Below are 15,382 nucleotides of genomic sequence, written 5' to 3'. Positions count from 1 at the left end.
TCAGCCTTCGTTCTCGTTGGTGCGGGGTGCTGCTGAGGTGCGGGGTGACTCGGCCGGGCGGGTGTTCGGCGTCGGTCGGGCAGAGGTGGTGAACCGCAGTTTCACACCCGGAGGCAGCTGTGCGGCGAGGTCGAGATCATCGACGCTGGCGATGATCGGGTACCCGCCGGTGAGCGGATGGTCGGGGCCGAAGAGGACCGGCTGACCGTTCGGCGGAACCTGCAGGGCACCGGTGACCGCGCCCTCGCTGGGCAGCTCACCGGTGCGGGCCCGCTCGAGCGGAACCTCACCGGACAGGCGCAGGCCCACCCGGTCGGATTCGTGGGTGACCGTCCATACCTGTGACAGCAGCGTGTCGATTCCGGCCTCGGTGAACCAGTCCTCACGCGGTCCCAGGGTCACCGTGAGCGTCACCGTTTCACCCGGCTGCGGAAGGTTCCGCGGCGGTGTGGGAGTGGGATCGACGAGGTGGGGCGCCGTCCGCGGATCGTGCACACCCACCGTGGTGTCCTTGTCGACAGCGGCTGGACCGAGCCCGGCAAGGGTGTCGGCGGAGCTGCTGCCGAGTGCCGTGTCGACATCGATTCCACCGCGCACGGCGAGGCAGCGGCGGACTCCGCGCTCGGTCGGTCCGAGTTCGAGTTCGTCCCCGTCGGCCAGGGCAAAGGCCTCGCCGAGGCGGGGTGTGAGAACCGTGCCATCGGCAGCGGTGACGGTGATCGTTCCGGTGGCGCCGGTGACCGCGGCGACGCCGTCACCCGCTGAGCGCAGGAGCACTCCGCCGCCGAAGCTCTCCAGTCCGGCGGCGGTCTTAGCGTTGCCGACGAGACGGTTGGCGTCAGTCAACGCGGAGCGGTCGGCGGCACCGGCGGCGGAGACGCCCATCGAGGCGAAACCGGGCCGCCCGAGATCCTGGACGAGCAGCTGCAGACCGGGGCGCAGGATCTTCAGGGAGTGTGGGGTATCAGCGCTCGCCGCCGAATCCGACGGTGAATCTGTCGCCGAAACCGCATCTGCATCCGATGCGTCCGTCGCAATCTCGACGATCTCCCGCCCCGCCTCGGCGAACTTCACGATCGTGCCGGGTACGAACAGGGCTGGGGGCTGTCTGTCGAGATCCCACAGTGTCGCATCGGTGCGTCCGATGAGCTGCCAGCCGCCGGGGGAGGAGCGCGGGTAGACGCCGGTGAACTCGCCGGCCAGAGCCACCGAGCCCACGGGCACACGCGTGCGAGGGGACGAGCGGCGGGGAACGTCGAAGAGCTCGTCGTCACCGGCGAGGTAGCCGAAGCCGGGAGCGAAGCCGGCGAACGCGACCTGCCAGGTCGCGGCCTGGTGGCGGTTGATCACCTCGGCGGGGGAGACGGAGAGGAGGTCGGCCACCTCGGCGAGGTCGTCCCCGTCGTAGCGGACTTCGATCGTGACCTCCCGGGCCGTATCCGAGACCGACTCGGTGTGCCCGAGCCCGCGCACCGCCTCGGTCAGCGTCTCGGCACTCGTGCGTGCGGGGTCGAAGCTCAGCAGCACTGTGCGGGCGGCCGGGATGAGTTCGGTGACGCCGGGCAGATCAGCGGCTTCGAGGCTGTGGTGCAGGGCCATCGTCGCGGGCAGGTCGGCGCACTCGACGAGGAGGTGGCGCCTCGAGGCGGTGTGGAAGGTCAGGGTGTTGGCCAGCGGGGTCGAGGTCATTGGCGGTAGGTGTCTTCCGGCTCGTCGGTGATGAACATCTTCCCAGGTGAGTGTGTGATCGCGAAGGGAATTCCCGAGGCCTGGATGGCTGCCTGCGGGGTGACTCCGCAGGCCCAGAACACGGGAATGTCGCCGTCGTGGATGACCGGGGCGTCACCGAAATCGGGCGCGTCGAGGTCAGCGATGGCGATCTGGGACGGGTCGCCGATGTGGATCGGGGCACCGTGGACGGCGGGGAAGCGATCGGTGATGCGCACCGCCTCGGCGACCTGGGTTGCCGGGATCGGGCGCATGGACACGACCATGTCTCCGCTGATCCGGCCGGCCGGGCGGCAGGCCGTGGTCGTGCGGTACATCGGCACATTGCGACCGGCTGCCTGGTGGCGGATCGGGATGCCCGCCTGACTCAGACCGTTCTCGAAGGTGAACGAGCAGCCGATGAGGAACGACACGAGGTCCGGGTGGGTCTCCCAGGCCCCGGTGGCGTCGGTGACTTCGTCGGTCAGGGCGCCGTTCTCCCAGATCCGGTAGCCGGGGATGTCGGTGCGGATATCGCTGCCCGGCGCCAGCGCGGATGCCAGCTGTCCGGGTTCGAGGACGTCGACGACCGGGCACGGCTTCGGGTTGCGTTGGGTGAACAGGAGGACGTCGAAAGCCCAGTCCGCGGGCACGGAGATGAGGTTGGCCTGGAGGAGTCCCGGTGCCATCCCCGAGGTGGGGCCGTCGAATCCTGCCCGGATGCGGGCACGGGCTTCCGCGCCGGCAGCCCGCATCGTGTCCATGGCGGTGGTGCCTGTGGCGGCAGCGTTCATCGTCCGGCTCCGGCGAAGGCGGCGATCGCAACACCTTCGGATTCGAGGAGGTCGCGGGCGGCTCGGGCCATGTCGATGGATCCCTGGCTGTCGCCGTGGAAGCAGATGGACTGAGCGTCGACGTCGACGAGGCTGCCGTCGATGGCTTCGACCTGTCCGGTCTGGACGAGCCGGAGGACGCGGGCGGCCACGGCTTCGGGGTCGTGAAGGACCGCGTTCGGCTCCGACCGGGAGACCAAGGACCCGTCGGGATTGTAGGACCGATCGGCGAAGGCCTCGGCGGCGACGGTCAGTCCGGCTTCGGCGGCGACGCGGTTGGCCACGCTGCCGGCGAGTCCCAGAAATACGAGGGAATCATCGATGGCTTTGACGGCGTCGACGACGACCTTCGCCTGCGCCTCGTCGTGGACGATCGCGTTGTAGAGACCGCCGTGGGGTTTGACGTAGGAGACATCTCCGCCGACGGCCGTGGTCAGTCCGATGAGCGCACCGATCTGGTATTCGACCTGGGCCTGCAGGGTGGCTGCGGGCACGTCGAGGGCGCGACGACCGAAGCCTTCGTAGTCGTCGTATCCGGGGTGGGCTCCGATGGCGACTCCGCCCTTCGTTGCGGCGTCGACGGTGGCGCGGATGCCTTCGGGATTGCCGGCGTGGAACCCGCAGGAGACGTTGGCGCTGGTGACGAGGCCGAGCATGGCCGCATCGTCGCTGACGACGCGGTCGGGCACGTTCTCCCCGAGGTCAGAGTTGAGGTCGATTCTCAGTTCGCTGTTGACAGACAATGTCATCCTCCGATTCCGATCATGGCGAAGATGGGGCCGATGGACTGTGTGGCCGTGTACCACGTGACCAGTGTTGCTGCGGTGCCGATGATGAGCAACCACTTCGGGTACTTGTCAGTGCGCAGCAGGCGCGGCCTGAACCAGCCGATGTACATGAAGATCGTCAGACCGATCGGCAGGATGAGGCCGTTGAAGCCGCCGACGAAGACGAGCAGAGTGGCGGGTGCCGTGCCGAGGGCGAGGTAGACGATGAGTGAGACGACGATGAAGGCCACGGTCGCCAGCTGCAGCGGCCAACCGCCCTTGAGTCGCGTGGAGAAGGCGGAGAGGAAGGTCGCGGAGGTGTAGGCTGCGCCGATGACCGAGCTCAGTGCCGCGGCCCAGAAGATGGCGCCGAAGATGCGCATTCCCGCATCGCCGAGGACTGCGGCGAAGGCCTGACCGGCGGGGTTCGCCACGCTCGAGTCGAGGTCGAGGGCGACTCCGGAGGCGACGACGCCGAGGATGGCGAGGAAGAGGACGTAGCGCATGACACCGGTGACGATGATGCCCGACAGCGCCGAACGCATGACCGAACCGGCGTTCTCCGGGCCGGTTTTGCCCGAGTCGAGGTAGCGGTGGGCACCCGAGTAGGTGATGTAGCCGCCGACGGTGCCGCCGACGATCGTGGTCACGGTGGCGAAGTTGATGGTGTCGGGTGCGATCGACTGTCTGAGCGCCTCACCGACGGGCGGATTGGAGACGATGGCGACGATGCAGGTGAGGATGATCATCCCGATGCCGAGGACGAGGACGACGGTGTCGACGACCTTTCCGGCGCGTTTGAACAGGAAGATGCCGATCGCGAGCACGCCGGTGAGCAGTCCGCCGAGTTTCGGGTCGATGCCCAGCAGTGCGTTGAGGCCGAGCCCGCCGCCGGCGATATTGCCGATGTTGAAGGCCAGTCCGCCGATGACGATGAGGACGGACAGGAGGATGCCTGACCCCGGCACGGCCGAGGAGGCCAGCTGGGCCGCGCGCTTGCCCGAGGAGGTCACCATCCGCCAGATATTGAGCTGGATGGCGATGTCGATGAGGATCGAGGCAAAGATCGCGAAGGCGAAGGCCGCCCCCATCTGAGCCGTGAAGGTGGCCGTCTGGGTGATGAAGCCCGGACCGATCGCCGAAGTGGCCATGAGGAAGATGGCCCCGACGATCGCGCTGCGGCTGATCTTCGAGCCGATCTCACTCGAGGCATTGCCGCGTCCCGACGCGGTCGCGTCCGACGAGCTCGATTCCGGCGGTTGGGATTCCGGTGCGTGTGACATGGGAGTCTCCGACTGTCTGGTGGTCATGAGGTCCTTCGCGTGCGCCGATGGGGTGAGGACAGCGATGTCTGTGTCCTGGCACACGTGAAGTGGTAAACAATCTAGCACTTATTGTTGAACAAACATAGACGGAGGTCACATTTTTCTTCGTGAGATTGTGGACGGGCATATGGGAGTTTGCGGCGGCGGTTCAGTAGGATGGAGAGGTGAATCACGATTCGTCCCTGGTCAACAGGCTCACTGACCGTCTCATCGCGGGAGAGCTGCGCCCTGGTGAGCGGCTGTCCGAAGCTGCGCTGGCGAAGGAGTTCGATGTTTCGCGCAATACCCTGCGCGAGGCCTTCCGAGTGCTCGGGGAGCAGGGCCTGGTCACGCACATCCCGCACCGTGGCGTCTCCGTGGCGTCGCCGAACACGGCCGATGTCGTCGATATCTACCGAGTTCGCCATCACGTCGAGTGCTCTGTGCTCGAGCACGCTCCGCGCAACCATCCGAACGCCGTGAGGATGGAGGCGGCTGTCGACGCCGCCGAGAAGTTCGCCGCCGAAGAGAACTGGCTCGAGGTCGGGACAGCGAATATGGAGTTCCACAATGCCGTCGTTTCGCTCTCGGACAGCCGGCGGCTGATGCAGTCGTTTTCCAATGTGCTCGCCGAGCTGCGATTGGCGTTCCTCAAGGTCGAGGTCCTCGACTTCCTCCATGCACCGTTCATCGGTCGCAACAAAGAGGTCGTCGAGGTCTATCGCACGGAGGGGTCCGAGGCTGCGGCGACGATCCTCGGCGCCTACCTCGGAGATTCCGAGCGGCAAGTGCTCGGCGCCTACGCCCGCGCGGGACAGGACTGAACCGGGCCCGGCCCGTGCCGAGAGCCGCTCGTCCTGCCCCTGACCGGAGCCGAATCTGCTGGCAGCCCACCTGAAGTCAGACAGCACAGTTTCAAACATGGGCCTTTCGACTCAAACGGTGCCGCCGCCATCCAAGGGCCGGGCCGTGCGGCTCGCGAGTGGTCCCCAACCAGGACGCCGCCGCAGCAGGTGCAATCCGGCGAATCGGTCCACCCTGCTCTGGATGGCACATGGAGGAACCTGGTGACGTGAGAGCAGGGTGAGTCGAACTTGAAAGCAGGGTGGCCGACAAGGGTGAATGCGAAAGAACCGCTCCCGACGTGATGTCAGAAGCGGTTCTCAGTCTGTGGTGCGCCCCCCGGGACTTGAACCCGGAACCCACTGATTAAGAGTCAGTTGCTCTGCCAATTGAGCTAGAGGCGCGTGCCGCGCACGTTGCGCAACGAGAATTAATATTACTCAGGTGTCGACCGATCATGCAAACCGAGATCGGCCCATATTCGATTTTGTGATGAAGGTCGCAAACCCCTGGTCAGAGTCCCTGTTCCAGCGATCTCTGCGACTCGGAACCCACTGATTGAGAGTCTAGTTCCGGGCCCAGCCGGCGCGGCGTTCTCATCACCGACGCTCGTACGCCCGGCGGCATCTCAGAGATACATTCCGGAACTCGACTGCTCGGCCGGTTCGGAGATCGCGTGGACGTCGCGCTCACGCAGCAGCACATACGCGCGTCCCTCGAGCTCCACCTCAGCGAGTTCCTCAGGGTCGTAGAGGACGGTGTCGCCGAGGTTGGCCTGCCTCACATGCGGGCCCGCGGCCACGACCTTGCCCCACACGAGGCGTCTGCCCATGCTGGCGGTGGCGGGAATGACGATGCCCGCCGAGGATTTGCGTTCCCCGGCTTCCTCGCTGGGTTCGAGCAGGATCCGGTCATGGAGCATCCGGATCGGAAGTGCGGCATCAGCCACGCTTGCGACCGGAGAGTCCGACGACGAGGGCGGCCACACCGAGGACGGCGCCGGCGCCGAGTGCGATGATCTCGGGCTTGGGGGAGCCGTCTTCCTCGACGACCTCGGACTTCGCCTTGTTGACGGCGCGCGTCGCCAGCACCTTCGGGTGGATGCGGCCGACGAGCTCGTCGATGTTCTCGGCGATGCGCTCTTCGCGCAGTCGGATCGACTCCGCGAGCTGCGCGGTTGTCGCCTGGTCGACGGTCACATCTGAGGTGTAGACGTTGTCAGTCATCGGGTCGAGTCCTCCCGGTCGAGAATGCTTTGCTGCGTCTGTGACCTTGTGCCACAGTGCTTCGCTGTCCAGCTTAGCGGCTGGGCACTGCGAGTGTCAGATATCGGCCGCGGTTCGACGGAATCTTACGATCTCGACGTTCGCGTCGGCGGGCATCGTCGGGTAGTGGCCGCGGAGACCGGCGATATACCGCTCCAGCCCACCCGAGCGGGTGAGGTCGAGATCCTCAAGCCGCAGTTCGTCGATTCGCTTCACCATCACCGAGGCGAAGAGGTCCATCCGGCCTCAGTCCTGTTTTCCGCGGCGACCCATGAGGTAGATGATGAACCCGACCGCGGCCATGCCGGAGGCGGCGAGGACGAAGACGGGCCAGGAGCTGACGATCGTGGAGATGATGGATTCGCCGAACGAGGTCGCCGGATTCTGATTGGCCCGCGGAGACGGCTGATCTCCACCCGTGATGAGATCCGTATCGTCTTCGGGTGCCGGCTCCTCGGGGTTGCGTGGCACCGGGTCCGAATAGTCGGGGCGCTTGGTGTTCTCGCCGTCACCGGGCAGCCATTCGTCACCGGCGTTGCCGGGAATGGTTTCGCGTTCGTCGTCCGGGGAGCCATTGCCGTTCGACGGGTCGGGGGTGGTGCCGTCGGCGTCGGAGGCTCCGACCGATGAACCAGTACCGTCCTTGTCCGAATCCTTCTCTTCGTCCTCGTCGGAATCCGAGCTGTCGGAATCGCTGCTGCGAGAGCCGTCGGAGCCCGAACCGGTGTCGGCGTCGGTTTCTCTGCCGCCGGAGTCCGAGTCGCCCGAGGTGTCCGCACGATCGTTCGATCCCGAATCCGATGAGGTGCCGCCATCGGTCGAGGTGGTGCTGTCATCAGAGGTGTCGCTGTCCGACGACGCCCCGTCCGTGCCGGCGTCGCGGTCGCTCGTGGAGCCGTCGTCGGAGGTGACACCGTCCTTGTTGGCGGTCTTGCTGCCACCGGTGTCGCTGTCGGCAGTGTCGCCGTCGGACGAGGTCGAGCCATCCGCCGTCGGAGCGGTATCGCTGTCTTTCGAGCCGTCCTCATCGGCGCCGGCGGTCGAATCGGCGGAGGACGAGCCATCCGGGTTGCTCGATGCTTCGGCGCCGTCGTCGTCGGGGTACTGCTGACCGTCGGCGACTATCTGGCCTTTGTCATTGACCGTGAAAGTCCATTCGGGTTCCGGCCCAGAGGGAGCGAACTCTTCGAAGTCCATCGCATCGGTCTGACCGTCGGCAACGATCTGACCTTTGTCATTGAAATGGTATTCAGTGGGTGCTGCTGCAGCGGTCGCTTCTGCAACGGACTGCCCGCTGTCGTCGGTGTCCGAATCATTCATAGCCGATTCAGCGGCATCGCCGGTGGACGATTGCGCGGGAATCCGCTTCATCTCCTGTTTCGGAGCTTCGAAGGACTTCCCGACCCAGCTCTTCGGCAGGGTACCGGCGCCTTCTTCCTGGTCGTTGGCCGGAACGGACAGTTGATGGCCGACGATCTGCCATTCGGCGGTGAGTTCACCGTCGATTTCGCAGGGTTCGTCCGAGGTCCACTCCTGATCCTTGCAGGCCTTGTCACCGTCGTCATCGGGACCCGGATCTGGGTTGTCGTCGGCCTCACCCGAGACGTCGGTTACACCGTTGTCGGCGCTGCCCGAATCGGCGTCGGTGGCGTCCACGCTGTCTGCCGTCGAATCTGCGTCATCACCTGAAGCGGAATCTGTTCCCGCAGAAGCATCAGCCTCGGAACTCGTACTGGCGTCGGCCGTGGGGGTGGGACTCGGTTGGGCGAGTGCGGGAGAGAACGTCGCCGAGATCGGCAGTGCTGCCAGGGCAAGCGCGGCGCCGATTGCGGCGGCTCTGCGGCTGAACCTGAGTGAGACTGGCACTACGTTCCTTCGCGGTGGGGATTCCGACTTCATTGGGTCAAGGGGACATGACGTTCAGACACATCGGGCACTATCTTAATGTCTTGGCCAGATGTGTTAAAGCCGTAGGCGTGTTTCGCCGTGGCGCGGGATCCGTGACAGGACGGCGGTTCAGAGCCGAAGCCCCGTGGCCGACGTTCCCTCCCGGGAACCGGCGACCTGTGCCGGGAGCTAGCGATCCTGCGTCTCGGACTTCTTGGTATAGGCCCGAACGGTCGAGTCGTTGCCGAGGACCAGAGCCTCGTTGCCTTCATCGACGACGGCCAGCAGGTCGGTGTCTGTCTTGAACGCCTGCTTTCCGGCGAGCAGGCATGAGGTGTTCGTGTCCATCGTGCAGGGCACGATCGTTCCGCGCGGTTCGGAGAGATGGATGTCGCGGCTTGAGACGTCCATGAGCAGCAGACCCGACTCGAGGTCGAAGAGATAGGGACCGATATAGGCGCGCTTTCCGGCTTGTCCGCGCACCCAGGACTGCTCGCCGACGATGTCGGTCGTCGTGGTCACGGTCGAGAGGATCGACCCGTCGTCGAGGGAGTGGACGACGAGTTGGATCCTGTGGCCCGAATTCGTCGAAGCACCCTGCTCGCCCCACAATGTGATCGCCTTGCCGTGGCCGGCCGAGATCCAGTCGATGATCTTCAGGTCGTCGCCGGGGCTTTCGAGTTTGATGCTGCGCTCGTCGCCGGTCTTGATGTTCTTCGCCTTGACCGGACCGTTCCAATCCGAGCTGAAGAGTTCATCGTCGTCGATGGCCATCGGTGTCGAACCGGCCTGCGGGGTGGGCACGTCTTCCAGTCCGTCGGCGCCGAACGTCGAGAGCTTGTTGCCCGATTTGATGAGCACGCTCTTGCCGGCCGAAGTGATGCGTGCGTTCTCCGGCAGCTGGTAGGTCTTCGGCTTCGACTTCCCGTCGAAGAGCGCCTCGGCGGTATCGCCCGACTGCCACAGCAGGGCCGGCCGCCCGTCGATGACGGTGTCGACGGCGAAGGTCGGGGACTCGTCGATCTTGGCCTTGTACCGAGACCGGCCGGTGTCTGCATCGAGGACCTCGAGGCGGTTGTCGTTGACGAGGAGGACTCCGCGGTCGGAAGCCGTCACGGAGGCGCGTTTGGGCACCTCGGCTTCCCATGCCGGGGAATTGTCGTAGCTGGGCACAACGTCTTGGGTCTTGTCGACGGAGAGTTCGGAGGCGGGGTTGACCTGCTGTTCCGAGCCGATCGTCTGCGGGGTGTCGGGGGAGTCGACGGGGACGATGTTGGGAACGACGAATGCGCCGATCATGAGGATCGCCAGACCGATGAGCACGAGCCCGGGGACGGTGATCTTCTTCAGCCGCTGCGGACGTTTGCGGGCCGACCGTCTGCGCACCGGGGTCTTCTTCACCGTCGGCGTGGCCGGCGCGGCCGGTCCGGAGAACGGGGTGCCCAGCGGGTAGCTGTCACCGTTCGACCCCGGTGAGTCGTCCTGAGGCGCGAAGCCGTTCTGCCTGCCCGCGGGCTGGCCGTTCGTGCTCTGGTCCTTCGAATTCCGGTCGGAACGCTCCGGAAGTCCGGCCGACTGCGCCGAACCATCCGCGGACGCCACGGTGGACGATTGGTCCATGGTCGCCTCGGCACCGGTGTCCTGCGTGGGGGCTGCCCCGACTTTCCCGTTCTCATCGATGCCGATCTCGGTCTTCTTCGACCCATCGTCGATCGTCACGGTTAGGGGAGTCGCGGTCTCTTGGGCATAGTCGCCGAGGTAAGAGATGGCCTGCCCGGTGTCCGAATAGCGACTCGTCGCCCCGTTGAGGGTGATGTAGGTGAACCCGTCGTCAGAGACGGAGATCAACGCACGAGGCATGTACAGGGTTCCTTGAAAATTATCGAGGACAGGGCCGAGTCAATACTAATGAATGTCTGGGGGTGCTCCTACCCGTTGTCCGAAACCGTTATAGATCGCTACTGAATCGTTGCACGTAATGAGATCTGCGTCTCATCGGGCTCGAGGGGCGATTCTGGTTTGCCCGGGTCAGGCGGGAGCGGTTACGATATATCTTGCTGTCTGCGCCTTGAGGCGCAGCGCATGTGGTGGGTATAGCTCAGCTGGTAGAGCGCCGCGTTGTGGTCGCGGATGTCGCGGGTTCAAGTCCCGTTACTCACCCCGATCGGAAAGCCCCGTGATCTGTGCGAACGGATCACGGGGCTTCTTGCATTCCCACCGTGTGCCCACGATCGGCAGCGGTTTCCCACCGTGTGCCCGCCCTTGCCGACCGGGCACCGGCACATTCCATCCTCGATCACCGACGGTCATCGTCGGCCCGCCCGCGATCGTCGATAATGAGACCATGACCATCGACTGCTCCCTGACGGTCGTCGGCAGCATCAACGCCGACATCACCGCCACCACCTCCCGACTTCCCGCCGCCGGTGAGACCGTGGGAGGCGGCCGACTGTCCCGTTCGCCCGGTGGGAAGGGCGCGAATCAGGCCGCAGCTGCCGCCCGCCTCGGTGCGCGGACCCGCATGATCGGTGCGGTCGGCCCAGACTCCGATGGCAAAGCGATGCTCGAAGCCCTTCGTGCCGCCGGAGTCCGGACCGATGACATCGCCGAGGCGACCGCCGAGACCGGGACCGCGCTCATCATGGTCGACGCCGCCGGTGAGAATCAGATCGCCGTGTGCGAAGGTGCGAATGCTTCAGCCAGCCTCGCGGGAATCGAATTCGGTGCCGACGAGGCCGTGCTCACTCAGCTCGAGATCCCCCTCGACCTCATCGTCGAACTGGCCCACCGTGTGCCCGGATTCCTCACCGTCAATGCCGCTCCCGCCCGTCCTCTGCCCGCCGAGGTGGTCGATCGTGCCGATCTCATCATCGTCAACGAGTACGAATACTCCCATCTGCCGCAGCTGCAGACCGCGCAGCTCGTGGCCGTCACCTATGGGGCGAAGGGATCGGCGCTGCTGCACAGAGGCCAACAGATCGCCTTCGCCGAGGCGCTGGAAGCGACCCCCGTGAGCGCAGTCGGCGCCGGAGACGCATACTGCGCGGCCCTCACCATCGGTCTGACCAGCGGAATCGAACCGGAACGCGCACTGCGGGCAGCCAACGCCGTGGGTGCTGCGGCCGTGGAAGTCGCCTCCGCCCAACCGGAGTTCGACATATTCGAGACGTACCTGTCCGCACTCGAGTGACCTGGCAGACTGAACGCAGACGGACCCATCCGCTGCTGCCGCCCGAGGCTCGTTGCCGCCACACAAGGTTCGCGCCATCGGTGGCCCACGTCCACCCGAGGAGGACCATTGACGAACACCCACGACCTGTCCCTGTTCACCGGGCTGAGCGCCTTCCCGCTGACTCCGCTGAAGGATGATCGCCTCGACGAGGATGCCTTCGTCGGACTCATCGAACGCCTCGTCCTCGCCGGAGTCGACTCGATCACAGCATTGGGCTCGACCGGTTCGTACGCGTATCTCGACACCGACGAGCGTGCCCGAGTGGCTGCATTGGCGGTCGAATCCGCTCTCGACATCCCCGTCTTCATCGGCGTCGGGGCGCTGCGGACGAGGGATGTGCTGGCCAATGTCGCCTCGGCCGAAGCCGCCGGAGCGCAGGGACTGCTGCTGGCGCCGGTGAGCTATCAGCCGCTGACCGAGGACGAGGTGTTCGCCCTCTTCCGCGCGGTCACCGAGGCCACCGACCTGCCCGTCGTCGTCTACGACAACCCCGGCACCACGCACTTCACGTTCACCACCGAGCTCTACTCACGCCTGGCGGCCCTCGACGGAGTGGCCTCGATCAAGATCCCCGGAACCCCGGCCTCACCTGCCGGATGGGAAGAGCGCATCGGTGAGATCCGGGCCGCCATCGGCGAGGAGGCGACCATCGGCATCTCCGGCGACGCTCATGGTGCTGAGGGTCTCATCGCCGGCTGTGATGCCTGGTACACGGCCGTCGGCGGCACCATCCCCGAGCCGCTGCTCGAGATCACACGAGCCGTGGAACTCGGCAATGCGCAGCTGGCCCGCGAACTCTCCGCCGAGCTGCAGCCGCTGTGGGATCTGTTCACCGAGTTCGGCGGAAGTCTGCGCGTGAGTGCCGCCCTCGCCGACCATCTCGGGCTCGTGGGTTCAGACAGCCTGCCGCTGCCGGTCCGCGATCTCGACGCCGCAGCGAAGCGGAAAGTCGCCGAGGTGGCCGAGCGCCTCGATCTCGGCTGACCCCGAACCGCGCCGAGCGCTGACGTCTCCGCCGACCGCGCACCGCACACCCTGGTACAGCGATGGCAACGTGAGCGCTCGGCGAGACTTCGCCGCGCCGGACGAGTTCACCATCCGTCCATCTGCGGTTCGGAACCGGTCCACTCCGGGTGACTACGAATGAGTGCTTGCGGGTTCAATCGGCCCGCGACGCCCAATCGATCCCGGAGAACCGATGACGATCCCACTGTCCGCGAAGTCGCTGACGGCTTCGACCGCCGCCCTCCTGATGGCCACCGGCTTCACCGTCGGCGGCACGGTGCCAAGCACGAGCCCAGTTCACGCCGCGGAAGTGGACTCTCCGATCAGCTCCTCGGCCTCGGACGCGCAGATCGACATGGGTTTCCTCGGCTCCCATGAGACCGGACAGTTCGACGAATCCGCCGCTGAGATCACAGCCGTCCACGGTGACACGGTCTTCACCGTGAATGCCCAGGCCGCCACCGTCGACGTCATCGACGCCTCGGACCCGACAAGCCCGACGAAGGTCTCCGAGATCACCGGCACGGGAGTCGCGAACTCGATCTCCGTCCGCGAGGACGGCCTCGGCGTCATCGCCCTCGAGAACGAGGACAAGACGCAGTCGGGAACCGTGATGTTCTTCGACGCGAACGACCCCGCGGCGGACATCCTCGGCGAGGTTCCCGTCGGATCCCTGCCCGATATGGTCACCGTCACCCCGGACGGCACCCACGCCCTGGTCGCGAACGAGGGCGAACCGGCCGACGATTTCTCGACCGACCCGGAGGGCTCGGTGTCCGTCATCGATCTCCCCGCCGAGGTGGCCGCCCCGTCGGAATCGGACGTGCACACTGCGGACTTCCACGAGTTCGAGGACGGCGGTGCGAAGACGCTGCCCGAGGATGTGCGGATCTTCGGACCCACACCCGAAGACGACCTGCCGATCTCGCGCAATCTCGAACCCGAGTACATCACTGTCGCAGGTGAGAAGGCCTACGCCACTCTGCAGGAGGCGAACGCGATCGCGGTCGTCGACATCGCCACGGCCGAGGTGGAGGAGATCCTCCCGCTGGGGTTGAAAGACCATGGTCAGGCCGGCAACGGTCTCGACTCCTCCGACCGGGATCCCGAGGATGCCCCGACCGTGAACATCACCGAATACGAGGGTCTCAAGGGTGCGTATATGCCCGACACGATCTCGACGTTCACCTCCGGCGGCACCGACTACCTCGTGACCGCGAACGAGGGCGATTCGCGGGAGTGGGGTGAATTCGTCGACGCGGCCAGGGTCAAGGACCTCGGCGAGGACGGACTCGCGCCGGTGTGCGAGACCTCGCCGCTGGCCGACAAGCTCGGCGACGAGGATCTCGGGCGACTGAACATCATCACCGATCTGGGCCTCAACGACGCCGGTGACTGCTACGAGGAACTCGTGGCCTTCGGCGCCCGCTCGTTCTCCGTGTGGACGACCGATGGGAAGCTCGTCGCCGATTCCGGGGACGAGTTCGAGAGGCTGACCGCCGAGGCGGTGCCCGAGTTCTTCAACTCCAACCATTCCGAGTCGAACCTCGAGGGACGCAGCGACGACAAAGGCCCCGAGCCCGAGGCGCTGACCATCGGTGAAGTGGGGGAGAGGACCTACGCTTTCGTCGGCTTCGAACGCATCGGCGGAATCGCCGCCTTCGATCTCAGCGAGCCGAGCGCACCGAAGTTCGCGACCTACTTCAACAACCGGGACTTCTCGGTCTCTGTCGAGGACGAGATCGAGGACGCCTCGGATCCGGCCGCGCTGCTCTCGAGCGCCGGTGACCTCGGGCCGGAGGGCATCACGTTCCTTAATGCGGACGAGTCGCCGACGGGAGAGGCTGCGCTCGTCGTCGGCAACGAGGTCTCGGGCACGACGAGCCTCTACTCGGTCGCCGATCTCGCGAACGACGGGGGCGACGGCGACGACGAGAATGCCGGCGCTGATGACGCTGCCGGCGCTGATGCTGCGGGCGCGAATGTGGATGCGAGCGCGAATGACACCGCCCAGGCCGATGCCAGCAGCGAATCTGACTCGGGCAGCGAATCGGACTCGGCCGCCGACGGGACGGGCGCTGACGGGACGGAGTCGGACAGCGGCTCGAACACCGGGGCTGGCAGCGGCTCGAACACCGGCGCCGGCAGCGACTCGGCAACCGGCTCGAACACCGGCGCTGGCAGCGACTCGGCAACCGGCTCGAACGCAAGCGCCTCCGACGCAGGCCCGAACGCAGATAGCTCCGAAGCCTCCAGCGCATCCGACGCTGACGCCGACGGTGGCCCGCTGCCACGCACCGGCGCTGACCTCGGCCAGTACCTCATCCTCGGCGGCATCGCTGTCGGTCTCATCGCACTCGGCGCAGCGGCCTTCTTCCTCGCCCGCCGCCGCAGCTGACACCCGGTCGCACACGACCGCCGACCGCTCAGCTCACCGCCGACCGCTCGCCCTGTGCCGTGGGCTGTCGACGGCAACTCGAGCGGTCAGCGGCGGCGCTGACGCTGACTCGAGCGGTCGACGGCAACTCGAGCGGTCGGC

Annotated in this window: 13 protein-coding genes and 2 tRNA genes; 5 read left to right on the top strand and 10 right to left on the bottom strand. The window is 66.0% G+C overall.

The annotated features are described in order from the left end of the window. The 4 genes from HF684_RS12880 to HF684_RS12865 are packed head-to-tail and all read right to left on the bottom strand — an operon-like array spanning position 1 to position 4,458. Positions 1-1,689 carry an urea amidolyase family protein gene (locus tag HF684_RS12880; protein ID WP_169252785.1) on the bottom strand — a complete coding sequence of 563 codons (1,689 nt, stop codon included), beginning with the start codon at positions 1,687-1,689 and terminating at the stop codon, positions 1-3. Further along, positions 1,686-2,501, bottom strand: coding sequence for a putative hydro-lyase (locus tag HF684_RS12875; RefSeq protein ID WP_211167994.1), 816 nt, complete (start codon positions 2,499-2,501; stop codon positions 1,686-1,688). Before HF684_RS12875 ends, HF684_RS12880 begins: the two co-directional genes overlap by 4 nt. Beyond that, positions 2,498-3,289, bottom strand: a complete 792-nt coding sequence (locus HF684_RS12870) for a 5-oxoprolinase subunit PxpA (RefSeq protein ID WP_211167993.1) — start codon at positions 3,287-3,289, stop codon at positions 2,498-2,500. The genes HF684_RS12875 and HF684_RS12870 overlap by 4 nt, the downstream gene beginning before the upstream one ends. After that, positions 3,286-4,458, bottom strand: a complete 1,173-nt coding sequence (locus tag HF684_RS12865) for an NRAMP family divalent metal transporter (protein WP_348981452.1) — start codon at positions 4,456-4,458, stop codon at positions 3,286-3,288. Before HF684_RS12865 ends, HF684_RS12870 begins: the two co-directional genes overlap by 4 nt. 338 nt (positions 4,459-4,796) lie before the next feature. Here HF684_RS12865 and HF684_RS12860 point away from each other — a divergent pair, with 338 nt between their 5' ends. Continuing rightward, positions 4,797-5,435, top strand: coding sequence for a GntR family transcriptional regulator (locus HF684_RS12860; protein ID WP_169252784.1), 639 nt, complete (start codon positions 4,797-4,799; stop codon positions 5,433-5,435). Between the two features lie 347 nt (positions 5,436-5,782). On the opposite strand, the gene HF684_RS12855 is transcribed toward HF684_RS12860, so the two are convergent. The 6 genes from HF684_RS12855 to HF684_RS12830 form a co-directional block, all read right to left on the bottom strand. Further along, a tRNA-Lys gene (locus HF684_RS12855) sits at positions 5,783-5,858 on the bottom strand. Between the two features lie 224 nt (positions 5,859-6,082). After that, complete coding sequence (locus tag HF684_RS12850) at positions 6,083-6,403, bottom strand: co-chaperone GroES (protein ID WP_135808739.1); 321 nt, start codon at positions 6,401-6,403, stop codon at positions 6,083-6,085. Next, positions 6,396-6,680, bottom strand: a complete 285-nt coding sequence (locus HF684_RS12845) for a DUF3618 domain-containing protein (RefSeq protein ID WP_025778633.1) — start codon at positions 6,678-6,680, stop codon at positions 6,396-6,398. The genes HF684_RS12850 and HF684_RS12845 overlap by 8 nt, the downstream gene beginning before the upstream one ends. Positions 6,681-6,776: 96 nt before the next feature. Next, on the bottom strand, positions 6,777-6,959 hold the full coding sequence (locus HF684_RS12840; protein WP_169252783.1) for a hypothetical protein: 183 nt from the start codon (positions 6,957-6,959) through the stop codon (positions 6,777-6,779). 6 nt (positions 6,960-6,965) lie between these two features. Then, complete coding sequence (locus tag HF684_RS12835; RefSeq protein ID WP_169252782.1) at positions 6,966-8,585, bottom strand: hypothetical protein; 1,620 nt, start codon at positions 8,583-8,585, stop codon at positions 6,966-6,968. A gap of 210 nt (positions 8,586-8,795) precedes the next feature. Further along, positions 8,796-10,466, bottom strand: coding sequence for a hypothetical protein (locus HF684_RS12830; RefSeq protein ID WP_169252781.1), 1,671 nt, complete (start codon positions 10,464-10,466; stop codon positions 8,796-8,798). Positions 10,467-10,693: 227 nt separating this feature from the next. Here HF684_RS12830 and HF684_RS12825 point away from each other — a divergent pair. The 4 genes from HF684_RS12825 to HF684_RS12810 all read left to right on the top strand — a co-directional run bounded on the left by HF684_RS12825 (position 10,694) and on the right by HF684_RS12810 (position 15,241). Then, positions 10,694-10,766: transfer RNA gene (locus tag HF684_RS12825), tRNA-His, on the top strand. A 184-nt stretch (positions 10,767-10,950) separates the two neighbouring features. Further along, positions 10,951-11,796 (top strand): PfkB family carbohydrate kinase, encoded by an 846-nt coding sequence (locus HF684_RS12820; protein WP_169252780.1) that lies wholly within the window; start codon positions 10,951-10,953, stop codon positions 11,794-11,796. Between the two features lie 108 nt (positions 11,797-11,904). After that, positions 11,905-12,822, top strand: a complete 918-nt coding sequence (locus HF684_RS12815) for a dihydrodipicolinate synthase family protein (RefSeq protein ID WP_248278934.1) — start codon at positions 11,905-11,907, stop codon at positions 12,820-12,822. A 214-nt stretch (positions 12,823-13,036) separates the two neighbouring features. Further along, entirely contained in the window at positions 13,037-15,241 is a 2,205-nt protein-coding gene (locus tag HF684_RS12810) for a choice-of-anchor I family protein (RefSeq protein ID WP_169252779.1), read from the top strand. The last annotated feature ends 141 nt before the right edge of the window (positions 15,242-15,382 follow it).

Source organism: Brevibacterium sp. 'Marine', from assembly GCF_012844365.1.
Lineage (GTDB): Bacteria > Actinomycetota > Actinomycetes > Actinomycetales > Brevibacteriaceae > Brevibacterium.
This window is presented reverse-complemented; position numbering and strand designations above follow the sequence as displayed.

Coding starts and splice junctions, on each gene's coding strand:
- HF684_RS12820 (WP_169252780.1), top strand. CDS start 10,951: ATGACCATCGACTGCTCCCTGACGGTCGTCGGCAGCATCAACGCCGAC.
- HF684_RS12880 (WP_169252785.1), bottom strand. CDS start 1,689: ATGACCTCGACCCCGCTGGCCAACACCCTGACCTTCCACACCGCCTCG.
- HF684_RS12875 (WP_211167994.1), bottom strand. CDS start 2,501: ATGAACGCTGCCGCCACAGGCACCACCGCCATGGACACGATGCGGGCT.
- HF684_RS12810 (WP_169252779.1), top strand. CDS start 13,037: ATGACGATCCCACTGTCCGCGAAGTCGCTGACGGCTTCGACCGCCGCC.
- HF684_RS12865 (WP_348981452.1), bottom strand. CDS start 4,458: ATGGCCACTTCGGCGATCGGTCCGGGCTTCATCACCCAGACGGCCACC.
- HF684_RS12830 (WP_169252781.1), bottom strand. CDS start 10,466: ATGCCTCGTGCGTTGATCTCCGTCTCTGACGACGGGTTCACCTACATC.
- HF684_RS12845 (WP_025778633.1), bottom strand. CDS start 6,680: ATGACTGACAACGTCTACACCTCAGATGTGACCGTCGACCAGGCGACA.
- HF684_RS12870 (WP_211167993.1), bottom strand. CDS start 3,289: ATGACATTGTCTGTCAACAGCGAACTGAGAATCGACCTCAACTCTGAC.
- HF684_RS12840 (WP_169252783.1), bottom strand. CDS start 6,959: ATGGACCTCTTCGCCTCGGTGATGGTGAAGCGAATCGACGAACTGCGG.